Origin of the sequence: Arthrobacter oryzae, assembly GCF_030812315.1 — a bacterium.
GTDB lineage: Bacteria > Actinomycetota > Actinomycetes > Actinomycetales > Micrococcaceae > Arthrobacter > Arthrobacter oryzae_B.
Genome location: NZ_JAUSSM010000005.1, coordinates 237,855 through 257,769, shown reverse-complemented (window position 1 = coordinate 257,769; position 19,915 = coordinate 237,855). Strand labels below are relative to the sequence as shown.

19 protein-coding genes are annotated in these 19,915 nt (G+C 66.4%); 7 read left to right on the top strand and 12 right to left on the bottom strand.

The window, feature by feature from the left end:
* Position 1 precedes the first annotated feature (1 nt).
* The 6 genes from J2S97_RS12265 to J2S97_RS12240 form a co-directional block, all read right to left on the bottom strand.
* The gene (locus J2S97_RS12265) at positions 2–619 is read right to left on the bottom strand and encodes a MaoC family dehydratase (RefSeq protein ID WP_307049749.1); all 618 of its coding nucleotides are present in this window, start codon (positions 617–619) and stop codon (positions 2–4) included.
* Positions 616–1,380 carry a CoA transferase subunit B gene (locus tag J2S97_RS12260; protein WP_307049747.1) on the bottom strand — a complete coding sequence of 255 codons (765 nt, stop codon included), beginning with the start codon at positions 1,378–1,380 and terminating at the stop codon, positions 616–618. Before J2S97_RS12260 ends, J2S97_RS12265 begins: the two co-directional genes overlap by 4 nt.
* A gap of 2 nt (positions 1,381–1,382) precedes the next feature.
* Positions 1,383–2,192, bottom strand: a complete 810-nt coding sequence (locus tag J2S97_RS12255; RefSeq protein WP_307049745.1) for a CoA transferase subunit A — start codon at positions 2,190–2,192, stop codon at positions 1,383–1,385.
* Positions 2,193–2,239: 47 nt separating this feature from the next.
* Positions 2,240–3,403 (bottom strand): acyl-CoA dehydrogenase family protein, encoded by a 1,164-nt coding sequence (locus tag J2S97_RS12250; RefSeq protein ID WP_307049743.1) that lies wholly within the window; start codon positions 3,401–3,403, stop codon positions 2,240–2,242.
* A 70-nt stretch (positions 3,404–3,473) separates the two neighbouring features.
* Positions 3,474–5,648 (bottom strand): acetyl/propionyl/methylcrotonyl-CoA carboxylase subunit alpha, encoded by a 2,175-nt coding sequence (locus J2S97_RS12245; protein WP_307049741.1) that lies wholly within the window; start codon positions 5,646–5,648, stop codon positions 3,474–3,476.
* Between the two features lie 7 nt (positions 5,649–5,655).
* A complete protein-coding gene (locus J2S97_RS12240; RefSeq protein WP_307049738.1) occupies positions 5,656–7,263 on the bottom strand; it encodes a carboxyl transferase domain-containing protein in 1,608 nt (535 codons plus the stop codon).
* Between the two features lie 147 nt (positions 7,264–7,410).
* On the opposite strand from J2S97_RS12240, the gene J2S97_RS12235 reads away from it, so the two are divergent.
* Positions 7,411–8,061, top strand: coding sequence for an SACE_7040 family transcriptional regulator (locus tag J2S97_RS12235; protein ID WP_307049735.1), 651 nt, complete (start codon positions 7,411–7,413; stop codon positions 8,059–8,061).
* A gap of 107 nt (positions 8,062–8,168) precedes the next feature.
* Here the strand turns inward: J2S97_RS12235 and J2S97_RS12230 are convergent, their stop codons facing one another.
* Genes J2S97_RS12230 through pdhA form a run of 3 tightly spaced genes read right to left on the bottom strand, consistent with a single transcriptional unit; the run spans position 8,169 to position 11,784 of the window.
* Positions 8,169–9,599 carry a dihydrolipoamide acetyltransferase family protein gene (locus J2S97_RS12230; RefSeq protein WP_307049733.1) on the bottom strand — a complete coding sequence of 477 codons (1,431 nt, stop codon included), beginning with the start codon at positions 9,597–9,599 and terminating at the stop codon, positions 8,169–8,171.
* On the bottom strand, positions 9,596–10,606 hold the full coding sequence (locus tag J2S97_RS12225; protein WP_307049731.1) for an alpha-ketoacid dehydrogenase subunit beta: 1,011 nt from the start codon (positions 10,604–10,606) through the stop codon (positions 9,596–9,598). The genes J2S97_RS12230 and J2S97_RS12225 overlap by 4 nt, the downstream gene beginning before the upstream one ends.
* The gene (gene pdhA / locus J2S97_RS12220) at positions 10,606–11,784 is read right to left on the bottom strand and encodes a pyruvate dehydrogenase (acetyl-transferring) E1 component subunit alpha (RefSeq protein WP_373460550.1); all 1,179 of its coding nucleotides are present in this window, start codon (positions 11,782–11,784) and stop codon (positions 10,606–10,608) included. The genes J2S97_RS12225 and pdhA overlap by 1 nt, the downstream gene beginning before the upstream one ends.
* A 196-nt stretch (positions 11,785–11,980) precedes the next feature.
* On the opposite strand from pdhA, the gene J2S97_RS12215 reads away from it, so the two are divergent.
* Positions 11,981–12,454 (top strand): Lrp/AsnC family transcriptional regulator, encoded by a 474-nt coding sequence (locus J2S97_RS12215; RefSeq protein ID WP_307049729.1) that lies wholly within the window; start codon positions 11,981–11,983, stop codon positions 12,452–12,454.
* A gap of 94 nt (positions 12,455–12,548) precedes the next feature.
* Complete coding sequence (locus tag J2S97_RS12210) at positions 12,549–13,121, top strand: hypothetical protein (RefSeq protein ID WP_307049727.1); 573 nt, start codon at positions 12,549–12,551, stop codon at positions 13,119–13,121.
* A 131-nt stretch (positions 13,122–13,252) separates the two neighbouring features.
* Here J2S97_RS12210 and J2S97_RS12205 read toward each other — a convergent pair whose 3' ends face one another.
* Positions 13,253–14,869, bottom strand: a complete 1,617-nt coding sequence (locus J2S97_RS12205) for a solute symporter family protein (protein ID WP_307049725.1) — start codon at positions 14,867–14,869, stop codon at positions 13,253–13,255.
* Entirely contained in the window at positions 14,866–15,246 is a 381-nt protein-coding gene (locus J2S97_RS12200) for a DUF485 domain-containing protein (protein WP_307049723.1), read from the bottom strand. Before J2S97_RS12200 ends, J2S97_RS12205 begins: the two co-directional genes overlap by 4 nt.
* A gap of 197 nt (positions 15,247–15,443) precedes the next feature.
* On the opposite strand from J2S97_RS12200, the gene J2S97_RS12195 reads away from it, so the two are divergent.
* The 4 genes from J2S97_RS12195 to J2S97_RS12180 are packed head-to-tail and all read left to right on the top strand — an operon-like array spanning position 15,444 to position 19,258.
* Positions 15,444–16,661: a sensor histidine kinase gene (locus tag J2S97_RS12195; protein WP_307050001.1), complete on the top strand. Its 1,218-nt coding sequence runs from the start codon at positions 15,444–15,446 to the stop codon at positions 16,659–16,661.
* 44 nt (positions 16,662–16,705) lie between these two features.
* Complete coding sequence (locus J2S97_RS12190; protein ID WP_307049721.1) at positions 16,706–17,425, top strand: LytR/AlgR family response regulator transcription factor; 720 nt, start codon at positions 16,706–16,708, stop codon at positions 17,423–17,425.
* Complete coding sequence (locus J2S97_RS12185; RefSeq protein WP_307049719.1) at positions 17,422–17,772, top strand: hypothetical protein; 351 nt, start codon at positions 17,422–17,424, stop codon at positions 17,770–17,772. The genes J2S97_RS12190 and J2S97_RS12185 overlap by 4 nt, the downstream gene beginning before the upstream one ends.
* Positions 17,773–17,779: 7 nt before the next feature.
* Entirely contained in the window at positions 17,780–19,258 is a 1,479-nt protein-coding gene (locus J2S97_RS12180) for a sodium/solute symporter (protein ID WP_307049717.1), read from the top strand.
* 32 nt (positions 19,259–19,290) lie between these two features.
* On the opposite strand, the gene J2S97_RS12175 is transcribed toward J2S97_RS12180, so the two are convergent.
* Positions 19,291–19,875, bottom strand: coding sequence for a DivIVA domain-containing protein (locus tag J2S97_RS12175; protein ID WP_307049715.1), 585 nt, complete (start codon positions 19,873–19,875; stop codon positions 19,291–19,293).
* Positions 19,876–19,915 lie beyond the last annotated feature (40 nt).

Sequence of the window (19,915 nt, the reverse complement as noted above, 5' to 3'; positions counted from 1 at the left end):
CTTAGATTGTCCTCTTTTCGGCGGTTTCTTTCTGCCCGGTTTCTTTCCCCGCGGATTCTTTCTGCGCGGTTTCTTTCTCCGCCGCTGCGTGCGCCTCCCGCGTCCACATCAGGCAACTGCGTGCCGCCAGTGCCACCACTGCGCCGTCCTGGTTCCGGCCCGTGTGCTGCATGGTCACGATCCCCTGCCCGGGCCGCGAGGACGACAGCCGTTTGCCCGTGATGACGGTCTCCGTGTACAGGGTGTCCCCGTGGTACAGCGGATGCGGAAACGACACGTCGGTCAGTCCCAGCTGCGCGATGATGGTCCCCTGCGTCAGCTGCGGGACGGACTGCCCCACCACCGTGGCAAGCGTGAACATCGAGTTCATCAGCCGCTGGCCGAACGGCTGCCCGGCGCTCCAGGCCGCGTCGAGGTGGAGCGCCTGGGTGTTCATGGTCATTGTGGTGAAGATGACGTTGTCCGTTTCGGTGACCGTCCGGCCCGGCCGGTGGGCGTAGACAACCCCCTCTTCCAATTCGTCGAAGTAGAGGCCCCGCTGTTCAATCACGCGCGGACTGGCGGTGGCGGGGCTGGTCGAAACCCCATGGGCACGCTGTTCCGGGTCGCCCGCCGTCATACGGTCAGTTCCTGGTCTTCCTCGAAGAGCTCGGCGCCGGTGGCCGCGGCAACGTCTTCAGCGGTGACGTTGGGAGCCAGCTCCCGCAGCACCAGCCGGGACGAGCTGCCCTCGGTGACCACGTCGATGACGGCGAGGTCGGTGATGATCCGGTCCACGCACCCCTTCCCGGTCAGCGGCAGCGTGCACTTCTCCACGATTTTCGGCCTGCCGCTACGGTCCACGTGCTCCATCATGACAATCACCTTCTTGGCCCCGAACACCAGGTCCATGGCACCGCCCATGCCCTTGACCATCTTGCCGGGGATCATCCAGTTGGCCAGGTCGCCGTTCTGCGCCACTTCCATGGCGCCAAGCACGGCCACGTCCACGTGCCCGCCCCGGATCATGCCGAACGAGGCCGCGGAGTCGAAGAACGCGGCGCCCTTGTTGACGGTGACGGTTTCCTTGCCGGCGTTGATCAGGTCCGGATCCACCTGGTCCTCGCCGGGGTACGGCCCGACGCCCAGGATACCGTTTTCCGAGTGCAGGACCACTTCGACGCCGGCCGGAATGTAGTTCGGGATCAGCGTCGGCATCCCGATTCCGAGGTTGACGTACTGCCCGTTGTGGAGTTCCAGGGCCACGCGGGCGGCCAGCTCATTGCGGGTCCAGCCTTTGGTCTCCGGCGTGTCCTCGGGATGCCCGACGGCTGGCCGCCGGTATTCGTGGCGGACGGCCTCGGGGCGGGGCGGGGCTCCTGGCGTACTGTTCGATTCCACGGCTATGCTCCTGCCTGGTCAGTTGCGTGCTGTTCAGTTCCTCGGGGGGCGTTGCCGGCGGCGGCCACTGCGACCGTCCGTTTTTCGATGCGCTTCTCGCCCTGGGGCGCGACGACCACCCGTTGGACGAAGATGCCGGGAACGTGGACGTGCTCGGGATCCAGCTCGCCCGGCTCCACCAGCTCCTCGACCTCGGCGATGGTGATCCGTCCGGCCATGGCGCACAACGGGTTGAAGTTCATGGCCGTGGCGTGGAAGACGAGGTTTCCGTGCCGGTCGCCCTTCCACGCGTGAACGAGGCCGAAATCCGGAGTCAGCGACTCCTCCAGCACATAGTCGGCGCCGTTGAAGCTGCGGACTTCCTTGGGCGCGGAGGCGAGGGCGATGCCGCCGTCGGCGTCGTACTTCTGCGGCAGGCCGCCGTCGGACACCTGGGTGCCCACGCCGGCTGGCGTGTAGAACGCCGGGATGCCGGCGCCGCCGGCGCGCAGTTTCTCCGCCAGCGTCCCCTGCGGGGTCAGCACCACCTCGAGTTCGCCGGAGAGGTACTGCCGGGCGAATTCCTTGTTCTCCCCGACGTAAGAGCTGACGGTGCGGCGGATCCTGCCGTCCTTCAGCAGGATCCCCAGCCCCCAGTCGTCGACGCCGCAGTTGTTGCTGACGGTTTCCAGGTCCCGCGTTCCGTGCCGGTGCAGGGCATCGATCAGGGCGACGGGAATGCCGCACAGTCCGAAACCTCCGACGGCGAGTGACGCGCCGTCGGGGATGTCGGCCACCGCGGCCTCGGCGCTGGCAACAACCTTGTCAATCATCGTCGATCCTTCCTGGTTACGCGCGCTGGTTGCTCCCCGACGGGGTGCTATAGGCCGAGTTCGCGGGCTATCAGCATCAGCTGCACCTCAGTGGTGCCCTCCCCCACTTCAAGGATCTTGGAGTCGCGGTAGTGGCGTGCCACAGTGAATTCGTTGATGAAGCCATAGCCGCCGAACACCTGGGTGGCGTCCCGCGCATTGTCCATGGCTGCCTCACCTGCGACCATCTTAGCGATGGCCGCCTGCGTCTTGAACGGCTTGCCGGCGAGCATCCGCGCCGCGGCGTCGTAGTAAGCCAGCCGTGCCGTGTGGGCGCGGGCCTGCATGCGGGCAATCTTGAAGGCGATGGCCTGGTACTTGCCGATGTTGTTGCCGAATGCGCTGCGTTCCTTGGCGTATTTCACGGACAGGTCCACGCAGCCCTGCGCCGCGCCGGTGGCGAGGGCGGCTATGGCAATGCGGCCCTCGTCCAGGATCGACAGGAAGTTCGCGTAGCCGCGGCCCTGCTCGCCGAGGAGGTTGGCCTCAGGGACGTGCACGTCCTTGAGCGTCAGCGGGTGGGTGTCGGAGGCGTTCCAGCCCACCTTGTTGTACGCTTTCTCCGCCTTGAACCCGGGCGTGTTGGTGGGCACCAGGATGGTGGAGATCTCCTTCTTGATGCTGCCGTCCTTGCGCTCATGCTTGGCGGTTACGGCCGTCACGGTGACCAGGCGGGTGATGTCGGTGCCGGAGTTGGTGATGAATTCCTTGTTGCCGTTGATGATCCACTCACCTCCTTCGAGCCGTGCCGTGGTCTTGGTCCCGCCGGCATCCGAACCGGCCTCCGGTTCCGTCAGGCCGAAGCCGGCGAGCGCCTTGCCGGATGCCAGGGACGGCAGCCATTCTTCCTTCTGGGCGTCGGTGCCGAACCGGTAGACGGGCATGGCACCAAGGGAGACGCCCGCTTCCAGCGTGATGGCCACTGACTGGTCCACCCGGCCCAGCTGCTCCAGTGCCAGGGCCAGCGCGAAGTAGTCTCCGCCCATGCCGCCGAACTCCTCCGGGAAGGGGAGGCCGAACAGGCCCATGTCGGCCATCTGGGAGACGACCTCATACGGGAAGCTGTGTTCCTCGTCGTGTTTGGCGGAAACCGGTGCCACCACTTCGTCGGCGAATTCGCGGACGGTGTTGCTGAGGTCCTGGTATTCCTCGCTGAGCTCAAAATCAGCCATGTTGGGACTTCCTTGTCTTAACTGTGTGACGGTCTGTTGGGTGCAGTGAATGGTTTTGCGGCGGGGCGGGCTAGTCTCCGGCGCCCATGGCGATCACGGATTCCTCCACCGCGTCCTCCGCAGCGGAGGGTTCGGCCGCGGCAGCAGGGTGGACCGTGGCGAGCACCTGGTCCGCCTTGACCAGGTCGCCGGACGCGGCGCTGATATGGACCGTGCCGTCGAGGGGCGCCACGAGCTGGTGCTCCATCTTCATCGCCTCCACCGAAAGCAGGACCTGGCCGGCCTCCACGTGGTCGCCGTCACTGACGGAGACGGACACCACCGTGCCGGGCATCGGCGAGCGCACGGCCGGGTCGGCGGCACCTTCCTCACGCTGGATTGCAGCCAGGACGCGGGCAAGCCGCGTCTCGCGGGTGAGCACTTCGAGCCGGCAGGACCAGCCGCCGTTGCCGAGGAACAACGCCGTGGGGACGCTCGGGGCCGGGTTGCTCCGGTCCGGTGCGGCGTGCCCCCGGGACACCGGCGCCAGCGAATACTCCCGGGCTTCACCGCCGAGGTTCAGCTCTGCGCGGTTGCGCCCGTACAAACGGAACGACGCCCGTTGCTGCGGGCCGCCGTCGACGGTCACCGCCGCTGTGCCCTGCCCTGCCCCGCCGGACACGGCTACCGTGGCGACGCCGCCGTCGGCCGTTCCAATGCTGATCCGGCGCGGGGCGCGGGCGCCGAGCCTCCAACCGTCGCGGCGACGCCACGGGCCTTCCCCGGCGGACTGCGCATCATGCTCGTCCGTGGCTTCGGCGAACAGGGCGGCGGCCACCACCTCGAAGTCGCACACGCGGCGGAAAGCAAAGTCCGGCATCTTGCGCTCGATCAGGCCGGTGTCGAGCCGGCCGGCTCGGACATCGGCGTCGTTGATGAGCAGGCGCAGGTATTCGACGTTGGTGTCCACACCCAGCGCGGTGTACCCGGCGAGCGCCGCATCCAGCGTGTCAAGGGCGGCCGTGCGGTCTTCGCCCCAGGCGATGACCTTGGAGATCATGGGGTCGTAGCTGGAGGAGATCTCCAGTCCCTCCAGCAGGGCCGAGTCCACGCGCACCGTGCCGTCTGCATCACCGGGCAACTCGTCCAGCAGGAGCACCGTTCCCGTGGACGGCAGGAAGCTCTTCTCCGGAATTTCGGCGTAGACGCGTGCTTCCACCGAGTGCCCGTTGAGCACGACGTCGTCCTGGCGGACGGTGAGTTCCTCACCCGCGGCGATCCGCACCTGCCATTCGACCAGGTCGACGCCGGTGACCATCTCGGTCACGGGGTGCTCCACCTGCAGGCGGGTGTTCATCTCCATGAAGAAGAACTCGTCAGGGGCGTTGTCCGAGACGAGGAACTCCACGGTCCCGGCGCCGCTGTAGTGGATGCTGCGGGCCGCGTTGCAGGCTGCCTCGCCGATCCGCGCCCGGACGGCGGCGCCGTCGGGTAGGGATTCCAGCAGCGGCGACGGTGCTTCCTCAATGACTTTCTGGTGGCGGCGCTGCAGCGAGCACTCGCGCTCGCCAAGAAAGATGACGTTGCCGTGGTTATCAGCCAGGACCTGCACTTCGATGTGCCGCGGTGTGAGTACGAGCCGTTCCAGGAAGAGGGTGTCGTCGCCGAAGGCGCTCGCCGCGACCCGGCGGGCTGTGGCCAGCGTGGCTTCCAGTTCCTCGGGGCGCTCAACGATGTGCATGCCCTTGCCGCCGCCGCCTGCGGACGGTTTGATCAGCAGCGGGAAGCCGACGCCGGCTGCGGCCTCAATCAGCTGGGCGTCCGTCATCCCGGGCTCGGCAATGCCCGGGACCACCGGGACCCCGTAGCCGGCGACGTGGTTCTTGGAGCGGATCTTGTCGCCCATGACATTGAGGGATTCGACGCCGGGGCCGATGAAAGTGATGGCGGCCTTTTCCAGGGCGCGGGCAAAGTCGACGTTTTCGCTCAGGAAGCCGTAGCCGGGGTGCACTGCCTCGGCGCCGGTCTCGCGGCAGGCCTGGATGATGGCCTCGATCTTGAGGTAGCTCTCGGCGGCGGAGGCGGGGCCGATCCGTACGGCTACGTCGGCTTCGCGCACGTGGCGGGCACCGGCGTCGGCGTCGCTGTAAACGGCCACCGAACGGATGCCCAGGGCACGCAGGGTGCGGATGACGCGGCAGGCGATCTCGCCGCGGTTGGCGACGAGGACCGTGTTGAACAGCGGCTTCTGGGAGGTTGTAGTCACAACAGGCTCACATCCGGAAAAGGCCGAAGGAGGTCTCCGGCAGCGGGGTGCGGGAGACGACGTCGAGCGCCAGTCCCAGGACGGTGCGGGTGTCCGCGGGGTCGATCACGCCGTCGTCCCAGAGGCGGGCGGTGGAATAGTAGGGGCTGCCCTGGTCCTCGTACTGCTGTTTGATGGGGGCTTTGAACGCTTCCTCGTCCTCGGCGGACCATTCCTCGCCGCGGGCCTCGTACTGGTCGCGTTTGACGGTGGCGAGCACGCTGGAGGCCTGGTTGCCGCCCATCACCGAGATGCGGGAGGCCGGCCACATCCAGAGGAAACGCGGCGAATAGGCACGGCCGCACATGGAGTAGTTGCCGGCGCCGAAGGATCCGCCGATCACCACGGTCAGCTTCGGGACGCGCGCCGTGGCGACGGCGGTGACCATCTTGGCGCCGTTCTTGGCGATGCCGCCCTGTTCGTAGTCTTTGCCGACCATAAAGCCGGAGAGGTTCTGCAGGAACACCAGCGGGATGCCGCGCTGGTCGCAGAGCTCGATGAAATGCGCGCCCTTGAGCGAGGACTCGCTGAAGAGCACGCCGTTGTTGGCCACGATGCCCACGGGGTGGCCGTGCAGTTTCGCGAAGCCCGTGACCAGGGTGGTGCCGTAATTCTTCTTGAACTCGTGGAAGCGGCTGCCGTCCACCAGCCTGGCAATGACCTCGCGCACGTCGTACTGCGCGTTGACGTCCGTCGGGACGGCACCGTACAGCTCGCCAGGGTCCGCGAGCGGCTCGACGGCGGTGTCCACATCCCAGGCAGGGGCAGCCGGCTTCGGCAGGGTGGAGACGATATCCCGGACGATCTGGAGGGCATGCTCATCGTTCTCGGCCAGGTGGTCGGTGACGCCGGAGATTTTCGAGTGGACGTCGCCGCCGCCGAGTTCCTCCGCCGTGACGATTTCGCCGATCGCGGCCTTCACCAGCGGCGGACCGCCCAGGAAGATGGTGCCCTGGTTGCGGACGATGACGGTTTCGTCGCTCATGGCGGGCACGTAGGCGCCCCCGGCGGTGCAGGACCCCATCACGGAGGCAATCTGCGGGATTTTTGCCGCGGACATCTTCGCCTGGTTGAAGAAGATCCGGCCGAAGTGCTCCTTGTCCGGGAAGACCTCGTCCTGTTTCGGCAGGAAGGCTCCACCGGAGTCCACGAGATAGATGCAGGGCAGCCGGTTCTCCAGCGCGATCTCCTGCGCCCGGAGGTGCTTCTTGACCGTCATCGGGTAGTAGGTGCCGCCCTTAACCGTGGCGTCATTGGAGATCACGAGCACCTGGCGGCCGTGGACCAGGCCGATGCCGGCAATGACCCCGGCACCCGGGGAATCGTCGTTGTACATGCCGTTGGCCGCGAGCGGCGCGATTTCGAGGAAGGGACTGCCATCGTCAAGGAGCTGGTCTATGCGCTCGCGGGGCAGCAGCTTGCCGCGGGCCACGTGGCGTTCCCGGGACTTCTCCGGACCGCCAAGCGCGGCCTCGGCGAGCCGATCCCTCAGCTCGCCTGCAAGTGCCAGCTGGGCTTCCCGGTTGGTGGCGTAGGCTGCGCTGCCGGTGTCCACCAGGCTGGCGATTGTCTCCATTGGCTGCTTCCGTTCCCGGACGCCCTGGCAAGGCCGTCCTGAGCAATTCGGTTAGTACCGCATAACTGAGATTTAGGTTAGTCTCTATTAACTGTGATGTCCAACACGCGCTGTCATTGCTAGGATTTGCGGGTCCAAGGAGGAAATGTGCCGATCATCGAGCGCAGCCAGGCCACGCAGCGCAGCCAGGCCACGCAGCGCAGCCAGGCCAAAGAGAGCCGGCGCCAGGCGCTGTTGTCCTCGGCCGCCACCCTTTTTGCCCTCAATGGCTTCAACCGCGTGTCGCTTGAGGACCTGGGCGCCGCAGCGGGCGTCAGCGGCCCAGCGGTCTACCGGCATTTCGCGGGCAAGCAGGCCGTACTGGGGGCGCTGTTGCTCAGCGTAAGCCAGGAACTGCTGGAAGGCGGCCGCCGGGTAGTGGCGGATGCCGGCGACCCCGCCGCAGCACTGGCACGCCTTGTCCAGTTCCACGTTGACTTCGCCCTGAGCAATCCTGATGTTATCCGGGTCCAGGACCGCGACTTCAGCAATCTTTCCGACGACGACCAGGCCGAGGTCCGCACCCTGCAGCGAAACTACGTGGAGCTGTGGGTTGATGTCCTGCAGGAGCTGCACGGGGACACGGACACCGCGGAGCTCCGGATGCGCGCGCACGCGGCTTTCGGACTCATCAACTCCACGCCGCACTCCGTCCGCAGCCACGGCCGGAGCGTCGCGGTGAAGTCCGCCCGGCCGTTGCTGGAGAGCATGGCCCTCGCGGCACTCATGGTGACGGCCAGCCCCGTACCCGGCGAGTAGACGCAAGCCCGGGAAGGGGCCCGACCCAGGAAAGCTGCCAGCCGCCACTTCCTTTCGGAAGAGGTGGCCGGCAGCTTCGTTGGCGTCAGCTTGTCGAGGTGCGCTGGTTACACCATTGCCAGGACCATGCCGGGGTCGGCCAGGATCGCCCCGATGTCAGCCAGGAAGCGCGACCCCTGCTCGCCGTCGACCAGCCGGTGGTCGAAGGACAGGCTGAGGGTCATGACCTGGCGGAGGGCAACCTCGTCCTTGTATTCCCACGGCATTCTCCGCACGGCCCCCATGGCCAGGATGGCCGCTTCGCCGGGGTTGAGGATCGGCGTCCCGGCGTCGATGCCGAACACTCCGATGTTCGTAATGGAGATGGTGCCGCCGGAGAGCTCGGCCGGGCTGGTCTTGCCGGCGCGGGCAGTCTCCGTCAGGCCGGTGAGCGCCGTGGACAGCTCCGTCAGGGACATCCGGTCGGCGTCCTTGATGTTTGGCACGGTCAGTCCCCGGGGAGTCGCCGCAGCGATGCCCAGGTTCACATAGTTGAACTGCACGATCTCCTGGTTGGCTTCGTCCCACCGCGAATTCAGCGACGGCTGGCGGCGGAGGGCAATCAGCAAGGCCTTGGCCACCAGTGTCAACGGAGTCAGCTTGAAGCCCTCAAACGCCCGGCTGGCCTTGAGCCGGGCCAGCAGCTCCATTGTGGGCGTGACATCGACCGTCAGGAATTCCGTGGCATGCGGTGCCGTGAAGGCACTGGACACCATCGCCGCCGCAGTCAGCTTGCGGACCCCCTTGATGGGCATACGCGTTTCGCGCTCCCCCTGGGTGACGCTGCCGATGCCGGCTGCCGGAGCTGCTCCGGCCACGGCAACAGCTGCCGGATGGCCGCCGCCGACGAAGTTTTGCACATCCTCCCGGGTGATCAGCCCGCCGGCGCCCGTGCCTGCCACCGCCGTGAGCTCGACGCCGAGGTCCTTGGCCAGCTTCCGCACGGGCGGCGTGGACCGCGGTCGCTCTCCCCCGGGTGTTGCGGCAGCAGTCTCGGCCGGGGCCCGGATGTCGGCGGGTTCGACCACCGGCGCTGCGGCTGGCTCAGCAACCCGCTCAGCAACCCGCTCAGCAACCGGCGGTCCTGTCGGAGCAGCGGCAGTCGCTGCGGCCGGAGCAGCGAAAGTGCGGGCACGCCGGGTTGGCCGGCCGGAGGCTTCGACGATGGCGCCGTACCCCACGAGGTTGGGCTCGCGTTTGGCGGTCTCGGCCTGGGCCGGACCGCCGGCGGAAGGCCCGCCGTCGTCGCCCTCTACCTCGAAGGAAACGATCGGCTTGCCCACCTCCACGACGGTCCCCGGCTGTTCGTGCAGGGCGGTAATCACACCGGCGAACGGCGACGGCAGTTCGACGACGGCTTTCGCCGTCTCCACTTCCGCGATGACCTGGTTCAGGGCAACGGTGTCGCCCACGGCAACTTTCCAGCTGAGGATTTCCGATTCCGTCAGCCCTTCGCCGAGGTCCGGGAGCCTGAATTCCTTGATCATGGCCGCGCTCATCCTTCCAGCCCGCTGAGGGAGTTGGGGCGGCCCAGGGCACGGTCCACGCCGTCCAGGATCCTGTCGAGGCTAGGCAGATGGTGCGATTCGAGCTTCGAGTACGGGTACGGGACATCGAAACCGGTGACCCGGACGGGGGCAGCCTCGAGGTGGTAGAAGCAGCGTTCGGTGATGCTCGTGGCCACCTCGGCACCGAGGCCGCCGGACTGCCCGGCTTCGTGGGTGATCACCAGCCGGCCCGTCTTGCGCACCGAGGCTTCCAGCGTTGCGAAGTCCACCGGAGCCAGCGAGCGCAAGTCGATGACCTCGACCGAGACGCCCTCGTCCGCAGCGGCCACGGCGGCGTCCTTGGCGGTCTTGACCAATGGCCCATAGGCGACGAGGGTCACGTCCTTGCCCTCGGCCACCACACGCGCCTTTTCCATAGACAGGGCGGTGGCCGGATCGATCGATTCATCCACCTCGCCCTTGTCGTGGTAGCGGCGCTTCGGCTCGAAAAAGAGCACCGGATCGTCGGAGGCGATGGCCTGCTGGATCATGGTGTGCGCGTCCTGCGGATTGGAGACGCTGACCACCCGCAGCCCGGATGTGTGGGTGAAGTACGCCTCTGGAGACTCCGAGTGGTGCTCCGGGGAGCCGATGCCGCCGCCGAACGGGATGCGCACTGTGATGGGCATCTTCACTGCGCCCTGGGTCCGGTAGTGGATTTTGGCCACCTGGGACACGATCTGGTCGAACGCCGGGTAGACGAACCCGTCGAACTGGATTTCCACCACCGGCCGGTATCCGCGGTAGGCAAGTCCGACGGCGGTGCCCATGATGGCGGACTCGGCGAGGGGGGTGTCCACAACGCGGTGTTTGCCGAAGTCCTTCTGCAACCCGTCGGTCACGCGGAAGACGCCGCCAAGGGTGCCGATGTCCTCGCCCATCAGGATGACCTTGGGGTCGTTTTCGAGGGACTTGCGGAGGCCGGAGTTAATCGCCCGGGCAAAGGTCATTTGCGTCATCAGCGAGCACCTTCTTCTGAGTGGGCCCCTGCGGGATCGCCGAAGGAAGCCAGGTAGCGGGAGTAATGGTCCTCCTGGCGGTCCAGCCAGGAGTTGGGGGTGCTGTAGACGTGCTTGAAGATGTCCAGCGGTTCCGGGTCCGGCATGGTGATGCATCCCGCCCGCAGCTCGCGGGCTACGGCGTCGGCTTTGGCGGCCACCCGCGCCTCAAACTGCCCGGTCAGCAGGCCCTTGCGTTCCAGCAGGCCCTTGACCCGCGCAATCGGATCCTTGGCCGCCCAGTCTTCCAGTTCGTTGGCATCCCGGTATCGGGTGGGGTCGTCGGCAGTGGTGTGCGGGCCCATCCGGTAGGTGACGGCTTCGATGAACGTGGGGCCGCCGCCGTGGCGGGCCCGCTCGAGTGCCTCGCGCGTCGCCGCCATCACGGCAAGGACGTCATTGCCGTCCACGCGGATGCTGGGAATCCCGAATCCTGCCGCACGGTCGGCGATCCTGATGTGGGACTGCAGGCGCACCGGTTCGGAAATGGCCCAGTGGTTGTTTGAGCAGAAGAAAACCACCGGGGACTGGAAACTGGCTGCGAAGACCATGGCCTCGTTGACGTCACCCTCGCTGGTTGCGCCGTCGCCGAAGTACGTGATGGCCACGGAGTCGGCGCCGTCGTTCTGGATGCCCATTGCGTAGCCGGTGGCGTGAAGTGTCTGGGCGCCGATGATGATCTGCGGCGTGGCCATGTTCACGGTGTACGGATCCCAGCCCGCCGAGGCGTTGCCCCTCCAGACCTTGACGATGTCGGCAAGATCCACGCCGCGGCAGTAGGCGACGCCGTTCTCGCGGTAGCTGGAGAATACGAAGTCATCGTCGCGGAGTGACCTCGCCGAACCTATCTGGGCGGCCTCCTGACCCAGGAGCGGCGGCCACAGGCCGAGTTCCCCCTGGCGCTGGAGGGCGGTCGCTTCGGTGTCGATCCGCCGGATGACCACCAGGTCCTCGTAGAGGAAACCCAGCTGCTCGTCACTGACATCCTGGACCCATGCGTCGTACTGCGGATGGCTGACGCGTTCACCGCCGGGAGTGATCAATTGGACCAGGCTCTCGCCCGCCCCGCCGTGATGTCCTGCACTGTCGCCCGGGCCGCCGGCGGGGATTCCGCCCTGACCCAACTCGTCTGTAAACACAGTTGCACGCAACCTTCATACGTCGTGTCACCAGCGCTCAAAGGACTCGTGATCCCCGTGCACGCCAGCCGCCCGGGCGCCGTTGCCCCGGATATTTGTGACGATACTCACAATGCTCAATGGGTACAACCACCGCCAAAAAAACTGAGCAGAATGCACTGTCTGGACACCAGTGGCCGTGCTAGCCTTGCGCATTATGCAAGCTTTGGATGGCACTGACACACGGCTCCTTTCCGCCCTCGCCAGGGACCCGAAACGCACGGTAGTGGCCTTGGCGCAAAAGCTTGGGCTGTCCCGCAATACGGTGCAGGCCAGGATGGCCCAGCTGGAGAAGAAGCACGTCTTCCTGTCCTTCGAGCGGCGGATCAATCCGGCAGCTCTCGGATACCCGCTGATGGCGTTTATCTCTGTCCACGTGCAGCAGCAGAAGCTTGGCCAGTTGGCAGTGGACCTGGCCGGCATCCCGGAAATCCTGGAAGGCTACGGACTGACCGGCTCGGCGGACCTCCTGCTGCGGGTGGTGGCGCTGGACGCGGAGGACCTTTTCCGGATCAACGGCAAGATCCTTGCCTGCGAAGGAGTGGACCGGACCGACACAGCGCTTGCCATGGGAGAGCTCATCCCGTTCCGGATCCAGCCGCTGCTCGAGCGGGGCTCCGCCGAAGGGTGAGGGCTATAGGCTGGGTTCCAGTTCGACGAACCGCGGCCGTGACCGGCCCGTCCCATCAGGCAGTGGCCAAGCCGGCTGCCGGAAAGGCTTGATCTTGAGCAGTCCTCAGGAAGCGTACCAGCCAGGGCAACCGCCGATCCCGCCGCATGCGCCCTCGGGTCAGCAGCCGCCGCTACCGCAGTACGATCCGCACTATGCTGCCGCCGGACCCTACGGCGGCGCACCGGACCAGCAGCCGGCGGGAAACCGCAGGAAATGGATCGTGCCGGGAGTTGCGGGTGGCGTACTACTCCTTCTCATTGCGGGAGGGGTGTCCGTGTTCAACCTCGTGAGCAGCGCAACGAACAAGGCCAATGACCTGGCGGACGATTTCACGCAGCTTGTCATCGCCGGTGACACCGACAAGGCCTACGACGATTTCCTCGACCCGGCCCTGCAGGAAAAACTTTCCAAGGAGGAATTCGCCGCCGGCGTCCAAAGCCTCGAACTGAACGACACCTGCAAGCCGACGTACAACGACTCCGAGGTGCGCAACGAAAACGGCAATAACACAGCCGACGTCGCAGGGGTCATCGGCTGTGACGGCAAGCAAGTGAACCTGGCCTACAGCTTCGACAGCGACAGGGACATGAAGATGATCAACATCAAACTCAGGCCCAAGGACTGACGTCACACAAGGCGCAACCTCCGCTTGCCTGCCCGCACGGCTGAACGCAAGACAACAGGAGCTCCCGTCTTCACGGGAGCTCCTGTTGTGTCTCAGCTGGTTCTCAGCACCGGATTCTCAGCACCGGCGTGTCAGTGTTCCACCGCCTTCTCGGCACCAACACCGGTCAGGGAGCGGACTTCCATTTCGGCCTGCTTGGTGGTGTCTTCCAGCTTCTTGTCCAGCACGGTGCCCAGCCAGCCCAGGAAGAACGCGAGCGGGATGGAGACGATGCCCGGGTTGCTCAGCGGGAAGACCGCGAAATTCACCGTCTGGATCATCGAGGTCTTAGTTCCGGACACCACCGGCGAAAGGGCAATCAGGATGATCGCCGACGCCAGGCCACCGTACATGCTCCAGATTGCGCCCTGGGTGGTAAACCTGCGCCAGAACAGCGAGTAGATGATCGTGGGCAGGTTCGCCGAAGCCGCGACCGCGAAGGCGAGCGCCACCAGGAAGGCGACATTCTGGCCGTTGGCGAAGATGCCGCCGACAATGGCCAGGATGCCGATGACCACCACGGTGCGCCGTGCAACCTTGACCTCCGTGTCGGCGTCGGCCTTCCCCTTGGCAATCACGTTGGCGTAGATGTCATGGGCAAACGAGGCCGCGGCGGTGATGGTGAGGCCGGCCACCACGGCGAGGATGGTGGCGAAGGCCACCGCCGAGATGAAGCCGAGCAGCAGCGGGCCGCCCAGGTGGAAGGCAAGCAGCGGTGCGGCCGAGTTGACGCCGCCCGGGGCCGTCTTGATCGTTTCCGCGCCGACAAGAGCAGCGGCGCCGTAGCCCAGGACCAGTGTGAACAGGTAGAACAGGCCGATCAGCCAGATGGACCACACCACGGACTTGCGGGCTTCCTTGGCCGTGGGCACGGTGTAGAAGCGCATCAGCACGTGCGGGAGGGCTGCGGTGCCGAGGACCAAGGCGAGGCCCAGGGACATGAAGTCCAGCTTGGAGGTGTCCGACTTACCGTACTGCATGCCCGGGTTGAGGACTGCGGGGTTGTTGGCCGTCTCCACCGCGCCGCCGAGGAGGTCGGACAGGTTGAAGCCGTAGATTGCCAGGACCCAGAAAGTCATCACGGCGGCGCCGGCTATGAGCAGCATGGCCTTGATGATCTGGACCCAGGTGGTGCCCTTCATGCCGCCGATCAGCACGTACATGATCATGAGGGCGCCGACGACGATGATCACCAGAGCCTGTCCGCCCCAGTCGCTGATGCCAAGGAGCAGGGAAATCAGGCTGCCGGCGCCGGCCATCTGGGCCAGGAGGTAAAAGAAGCAGACGGCAAGGGTGGAAATGGCAGCGGCGATCCGGACCGGACGCTGCTTGAGCCTGAAGGAGAGCACATCGGCCATGGTGAACTTGCCGGTGTTGCGGAGCAACTCCGCCACCAGGAGCAGGGCCACCAGCCAGGCCACCAGGAAGCCGATGGAGTACATGAAGCCGTCATAGCCGTTGATGGCGATGGCGCCGGTGATGCCCAGGAATGATGCCGCGGAGAGGTAGTCCCCCGCAATGGCGGTTCCGTTCTGCGGGCCGGTGAAGGAACGGCCGGCCGCGTAGTAGTCGGCGGCGGTTTTGTTGTTGCGGCTGGCGCGGATCACGATAATCATGGTGACCGCGACGAACAGGCCGAAAATGGCCATGTTCAGCAGGGTGGTGTCTTTGAGGGCGGCGACGTTGACCGCTGGAACCATTCCGATCATTTTGCTGTTCCGCTCACTCGGTTGCCGTCTTTGTCGAACTCGTGGCCTTCGATTTCATGCCGGATCTCGGCTGCGATGGGATCGAGCCGCCGGTTGGAGTAGCTCACGTACCAGCCTGTGATGGCGAACGTGGACACGAACTGCAGGAGGCCCATGATGAGCCCGATGTTGATGTTGCCCCAGACCTTCGTGGACATGAAGTCGACGGCGTAGTCGGCCAGGAGTACGTATGCGAAGTACCAGAGCAGGAACGCAACGGCCATCGGAAAGACAAAGCTGCGGTGACGCTTGCGCAGTTCCTGGAACTGCTCGGTCGACTGGACTTGCTTGAAATCCACGGACGCCGCTACGTCCGGAGTTGGGGCATCGTTACCCATCATTCCTCCTCATTGAGACTTTCCGTCCACACCGGCTGCCTGCTCTTCCACAACAGTCCTCAGCCAATGTGACTGCACTCACTCTGACGGGTGATGGCGGTTACATTCCAGAGAAGCCGCCGGGCCGTCGCTCAGCGGTCCCGATGCTGCGCCAAACGGTGCCCCGCGGCTACGCCGGGCAGGCTACGCTGGGCACCATGCCGGACTCCCCCTTGTTCACCGCTGCCGCCATCGCCGTGATCGCGATGTCGATCGCCGTCGTCGTCGGAGTGGGCCTCAAAGTCCTGCGGTCCTTCCGGGAGCTCGGCACCGACGCGGAGCGGGCCACCTACAAGACCCTCCATGCGGCCTCGCGGGCCGGACAACACCTGCGCACCGGGCTGAACCCGGCCGGCGCGGCCAAAGCCAGCAGGCAGCTCCGCACCATCCTGGGCTGCGATGCGCTGGCCATCACCGACACCTCGGGCGTGCTCGCCTGGGACGGCGCCGGGGAGGAACTCCGGCCCGCGCTGATGGGTCTCGCGGCAAACGTGCTCGACGGCGGCCACACCGCCGTCATCCCGGCGGGCGAGCTGTATCTGCTCGCCGGCGACGCGGCCTCCGGGCCAATCCCCCAGGAGGTGGAACGCGCCGTCGTTATCGCCCCCATCAAGGCCGGCGCGCGCGTTGTCGGAGTGGTGGCTGCGTTCGCCCCGTCAGCGGGAGCCGGACTGGTCCGGGCCACCGGCGAAGTGGCCGACTGGGTGGCGGCCCAGGTTGAACTCGCCGAACTCGACGCGTCCCGGACCCTCCTGATGGAGGCAGAGGTCCGTGCCCTCCGCGCCCAGATCAGCCCACACTTCATCTACAACTCGCTCAACGCCATCGCGTCCTTCATCAACACGGACCCCGTGCGGGCCAGGGAACTGGTGGTGGAGTTCGCCGACTTCACCCGCTACTCCTTCCGCCGCCACGGGGACTTCACCACCCTCGCCGAAGAGCTCCGCTGCATCGACCGTTACCTGCTGCTGGAGCGTGCAAGGTTCGGCGACCGGGTGCAGGTCAGCCTGCAGATCGCCCCGGAGGTGCTGAGCACGGTCATTCCGTTCCTCAGCCTGCAGCCGCTCGTCGAAAACGCCGTCAGGCACGGCCTTGAGGCCAAGGAAGGTCCGGGCCACATCACCATTTCTGCGAATGATTCCGGAACCTTCGCGGAGGTCACCATAGAGGACGACGGCGTGGGGATGGACCCGGACCAGCTGCGGTCCATGCTGGCCGGACACAGCGACGGCGACCACGTGGGACTGCGCAACGTGGACGCCCGGCTCCGCCAGGTCTACGGCGAGGACAACGGCCTCGTGATCGAAACGGCTCCCGGCGAGGGGACGCTGATCACCATGCGTGTCCCCAAGTCACAACCCGGCCACGACGCCTGAGCGTCCCGGCATCGCCGGCGGGGACACCGGGATAACCTAGAACCATGATCAACGTCCTCGTCGCCGACGACGAACTCCCCGCTGTCGAGGAGCTGGCGTTCCTGCTTGGCCGGGACGACCGGATCGGGGCCATCCACCGCGCGTCATCCGGTGCGCAGGCCCTTCGGGTGCTCGACGCCGAAGCCGTGGACGCGGTGTTCCTCGACATCCACATGCCCGCCCTGTCCGGCCTGGACATCGCCCGGGCCATCTCGCGCAGCAGCAATCCCCCGGCAGTCGTCTTCGTCACCGCGGACGAAGAGTGCGCGCTGGAAGCGTTCGAACTCGCCGCCGTCGACTACCTGCTGAAGCCCGTACGCGCGGAACGCCTGGCCAGGTCCGTGGGCCGCATCTGCGAACTCATGAAGGACGGCGCCGCACCACCGGAAATGATCACGGTGGATCTCGGCGGCACCACCCGGATGATCCGGCGCGACGACGTCACGTACGTCCAGGCCCAGGGTGACTACGCGCGGCTGCACACAACCGATTCCAGCTACCTCATCCGCGTGCCCCTGGCTGACCTGGAGCAGCAGTGGGCCGAGGCCGGCTTCCTCCGCACGCACCGGTCCTACCTCATCGCCCTCAACCATGTCAGCCATATGAAGCTCGCCGCAGCCCGCCCCACCGTCACCGTCGCCGGGGCCGAACTGCCCATCAGCCGCCGCCACCTGCCGTCGGTCCGGGAGAAGCTCGAAACCACACGCATCCGGCCGCAGGCATGACGCGCGTCAGGGTGACGGCCCCGCGGTCCGCAGCAAGGCCAGTACTGGAGTCCCGCGAGGCCGCCGAGGAATCCGACGTGGGCCAGGTGTTCGTTCGGTCCCTGATCCGCACGCAGCTTCGCCTGGCCGTGGTGGTGGCCGGCGGGTTCCTGCTGATCCTGCTGGCCTTCCCCCTCATGCTGGGACTGGTGCCCGGGCTGGCGGAATCGAAGATCGCGGGCATCCCCTTCGGCTGGCTCCTCCTCGGCGCCGGAATCTACCCGGTGATCGGCCTCAGTGCGTGGCTGTACATCCGGACGGCCACCCGCAACGAGTCCCGGTACCGGGACCTGGCGGAGGACCGGTGAGGCGGCGTTGAACCCGGTGGTGGGCATCGCCGCATTCGTTGCCGTGTCCGTGGCCACGGCGGTTATCGGGTTCTACGGGTTGCGGATTTCACGCACCACCGGAGACTTCTACGTGGCATCCCGGACGGTCCGGCCGTGGTGGAACGCGTCCGCGATCGGCGGCGAGTACCTGTCCGCCGCCAGTTTCCTGGGCGTGGCCGGCCTGATCCTGCTGTCCGGCACGGATGCGCTCTGGTTTCCCATCGGCTACACCGCGGGGTATCTGATGCTGCTGCTCTTCGTCGCCGCGCCGCTGCGGCGCTCCGGCGCCTACACCATTCCGGATTTCACCGAGGTGCGGCTGGATTCACGCGCGGTCCGCCGGGTCACCAGCCTGGCAGTTGTTGTGGTGGGCTGGCTCTACATCGTGCCGCAGCTCCATGGCGCCGCCCTGACAATCCGCATCACCACAGGGCTGCCGTCCTGGGTGGGATCCGTGGCGGTGGTCATCGTGGTGTGCCTGACGGTGGTGGCCGGCGGGATGCGCTCCATCACGTTCGTGCAGGCGTTCCAGTACTGGCTCAAGCTGACGGCCCTTGCGGTGCCCATCGTGTTCATCGCCCTGGTGCTGGCGGGCAACGGGACCCCGGCAGTTGCCGAAGCCAACACCAACCCCACCGGGCTGGCACCGAACGGTCCCTACCAAAACATCTCGCTGCTGGTTGCCCTGCTCTTCGGCACACTCGGCCTGCCGCATGTCCTGGTGCGGTTCTACACCAACCCTGACGGGCAGTCGGCGCGCCGCACCACGCTGATCGTATTGGGCCTGCTGTCCGTTTTCTATCTCTTTCCCACTGCGTACGGACTGGCCGGGCGGATGTTCGCCCCGGGCCTCGCCCAGGGCGGCCGCTCGGACGCCCTGGTCCTGCTGTTGCCGGGCCGGCTGGTCGGAGGGCCTGCAGGCGACATGCTCTCCGCGCTGGTGGTCGCGGGGGCGTTCGCCGCGTTCCTGTCGACCACCTCAGGGCTGGTGGTGTCGCTCGCAGGCGTCATCAGCCAGGACGTTCTTGGCGGGAGCGTCCGTGGCTTCCGGCTGGCCGCACTGATTTCGGCCACCGTTCCGCTGGGCTTTGCCTTCATGACCGACTCACTGGCTTTGGCCGGGAGCGTGGGACTGGTTTTCGCCTTCACGGCCTCGACCATCTGCCCCGCCCTGCTGCTGGGCATCTGGTGGCGCGGCCTTACCGACGCCGGAGCCATTGCCGGAATGGTGACGGGGGGCGTCCTGTGCGGCGGCGCCCTGGTCGCCGGCGCCCTGTCCGGTCCGGCTGCTTCCGGCGCCGCGATGCCGCCGTGGCTGGCACAGCCGGCTGCCTGGACGGTACCGGCTGCCTTCGCTGTGATGGTCCTGGTGTCCCGTGCCACCAAGGACCGCGTGCCAAGGACCCTCACAAAGGTGATGACCAGGCTGCACACACCGGAACGTCCGCTGGCCACCGAACGCTAGGAGGCGGTGTCGAGCCCGACGGCCGTCGCCCGTCAGTCGATGGCGGCCATCAGTTCGACCACGCGGTCAAGGAAAGCGTCAACCTGGGTCTCTTCGTAGCCGTCCTTACCCTTGGCCGGACGGAAGACCGCGCGGCGGACATTGTCGACGCTGAGCGGCTGGTCCTCTTCGAGGTACCCGATGAGGTCACGGCACAGGTTGTCCACGTCCACGGTGTTGTAGCTTCGGCCGCGGGGGCCGGCCGGCCGACGGAACCGTTCGCCGTCGGGACGGTGGAGGCGCCCACGCAGCAGGCCGGACAGTTTCCCGATTTCGCGGAGCCAGGCGTCCTCGCCGCGCGCCTCAATCAGGTCATCGCGCTCGCGCCGGGCAAAGGCGTCTTCCAGCCGGTCCAGGGCAGCGTCGACCCCGGCCGCGGCGTAACCGCCTTTGACGGGATCAAAGCAGACAGCCCGGACGTCGGCGCTCTTGATGACCTGGGCGGCCGCTGCCGGATTCTCAAACGAAACCCGTGCGCGCTGGAGGAACTGGTCCACCTGCTTGGCGTTGTAGCCGTATTCGTTCCGCTGCACGCGGTCAAATGACGCAGGTATCTGCCGTTGAATGTCCACTGTCACTATGCTTCCTTCAGTGCTGTTCAGCTGTTTTTGCTCCGCA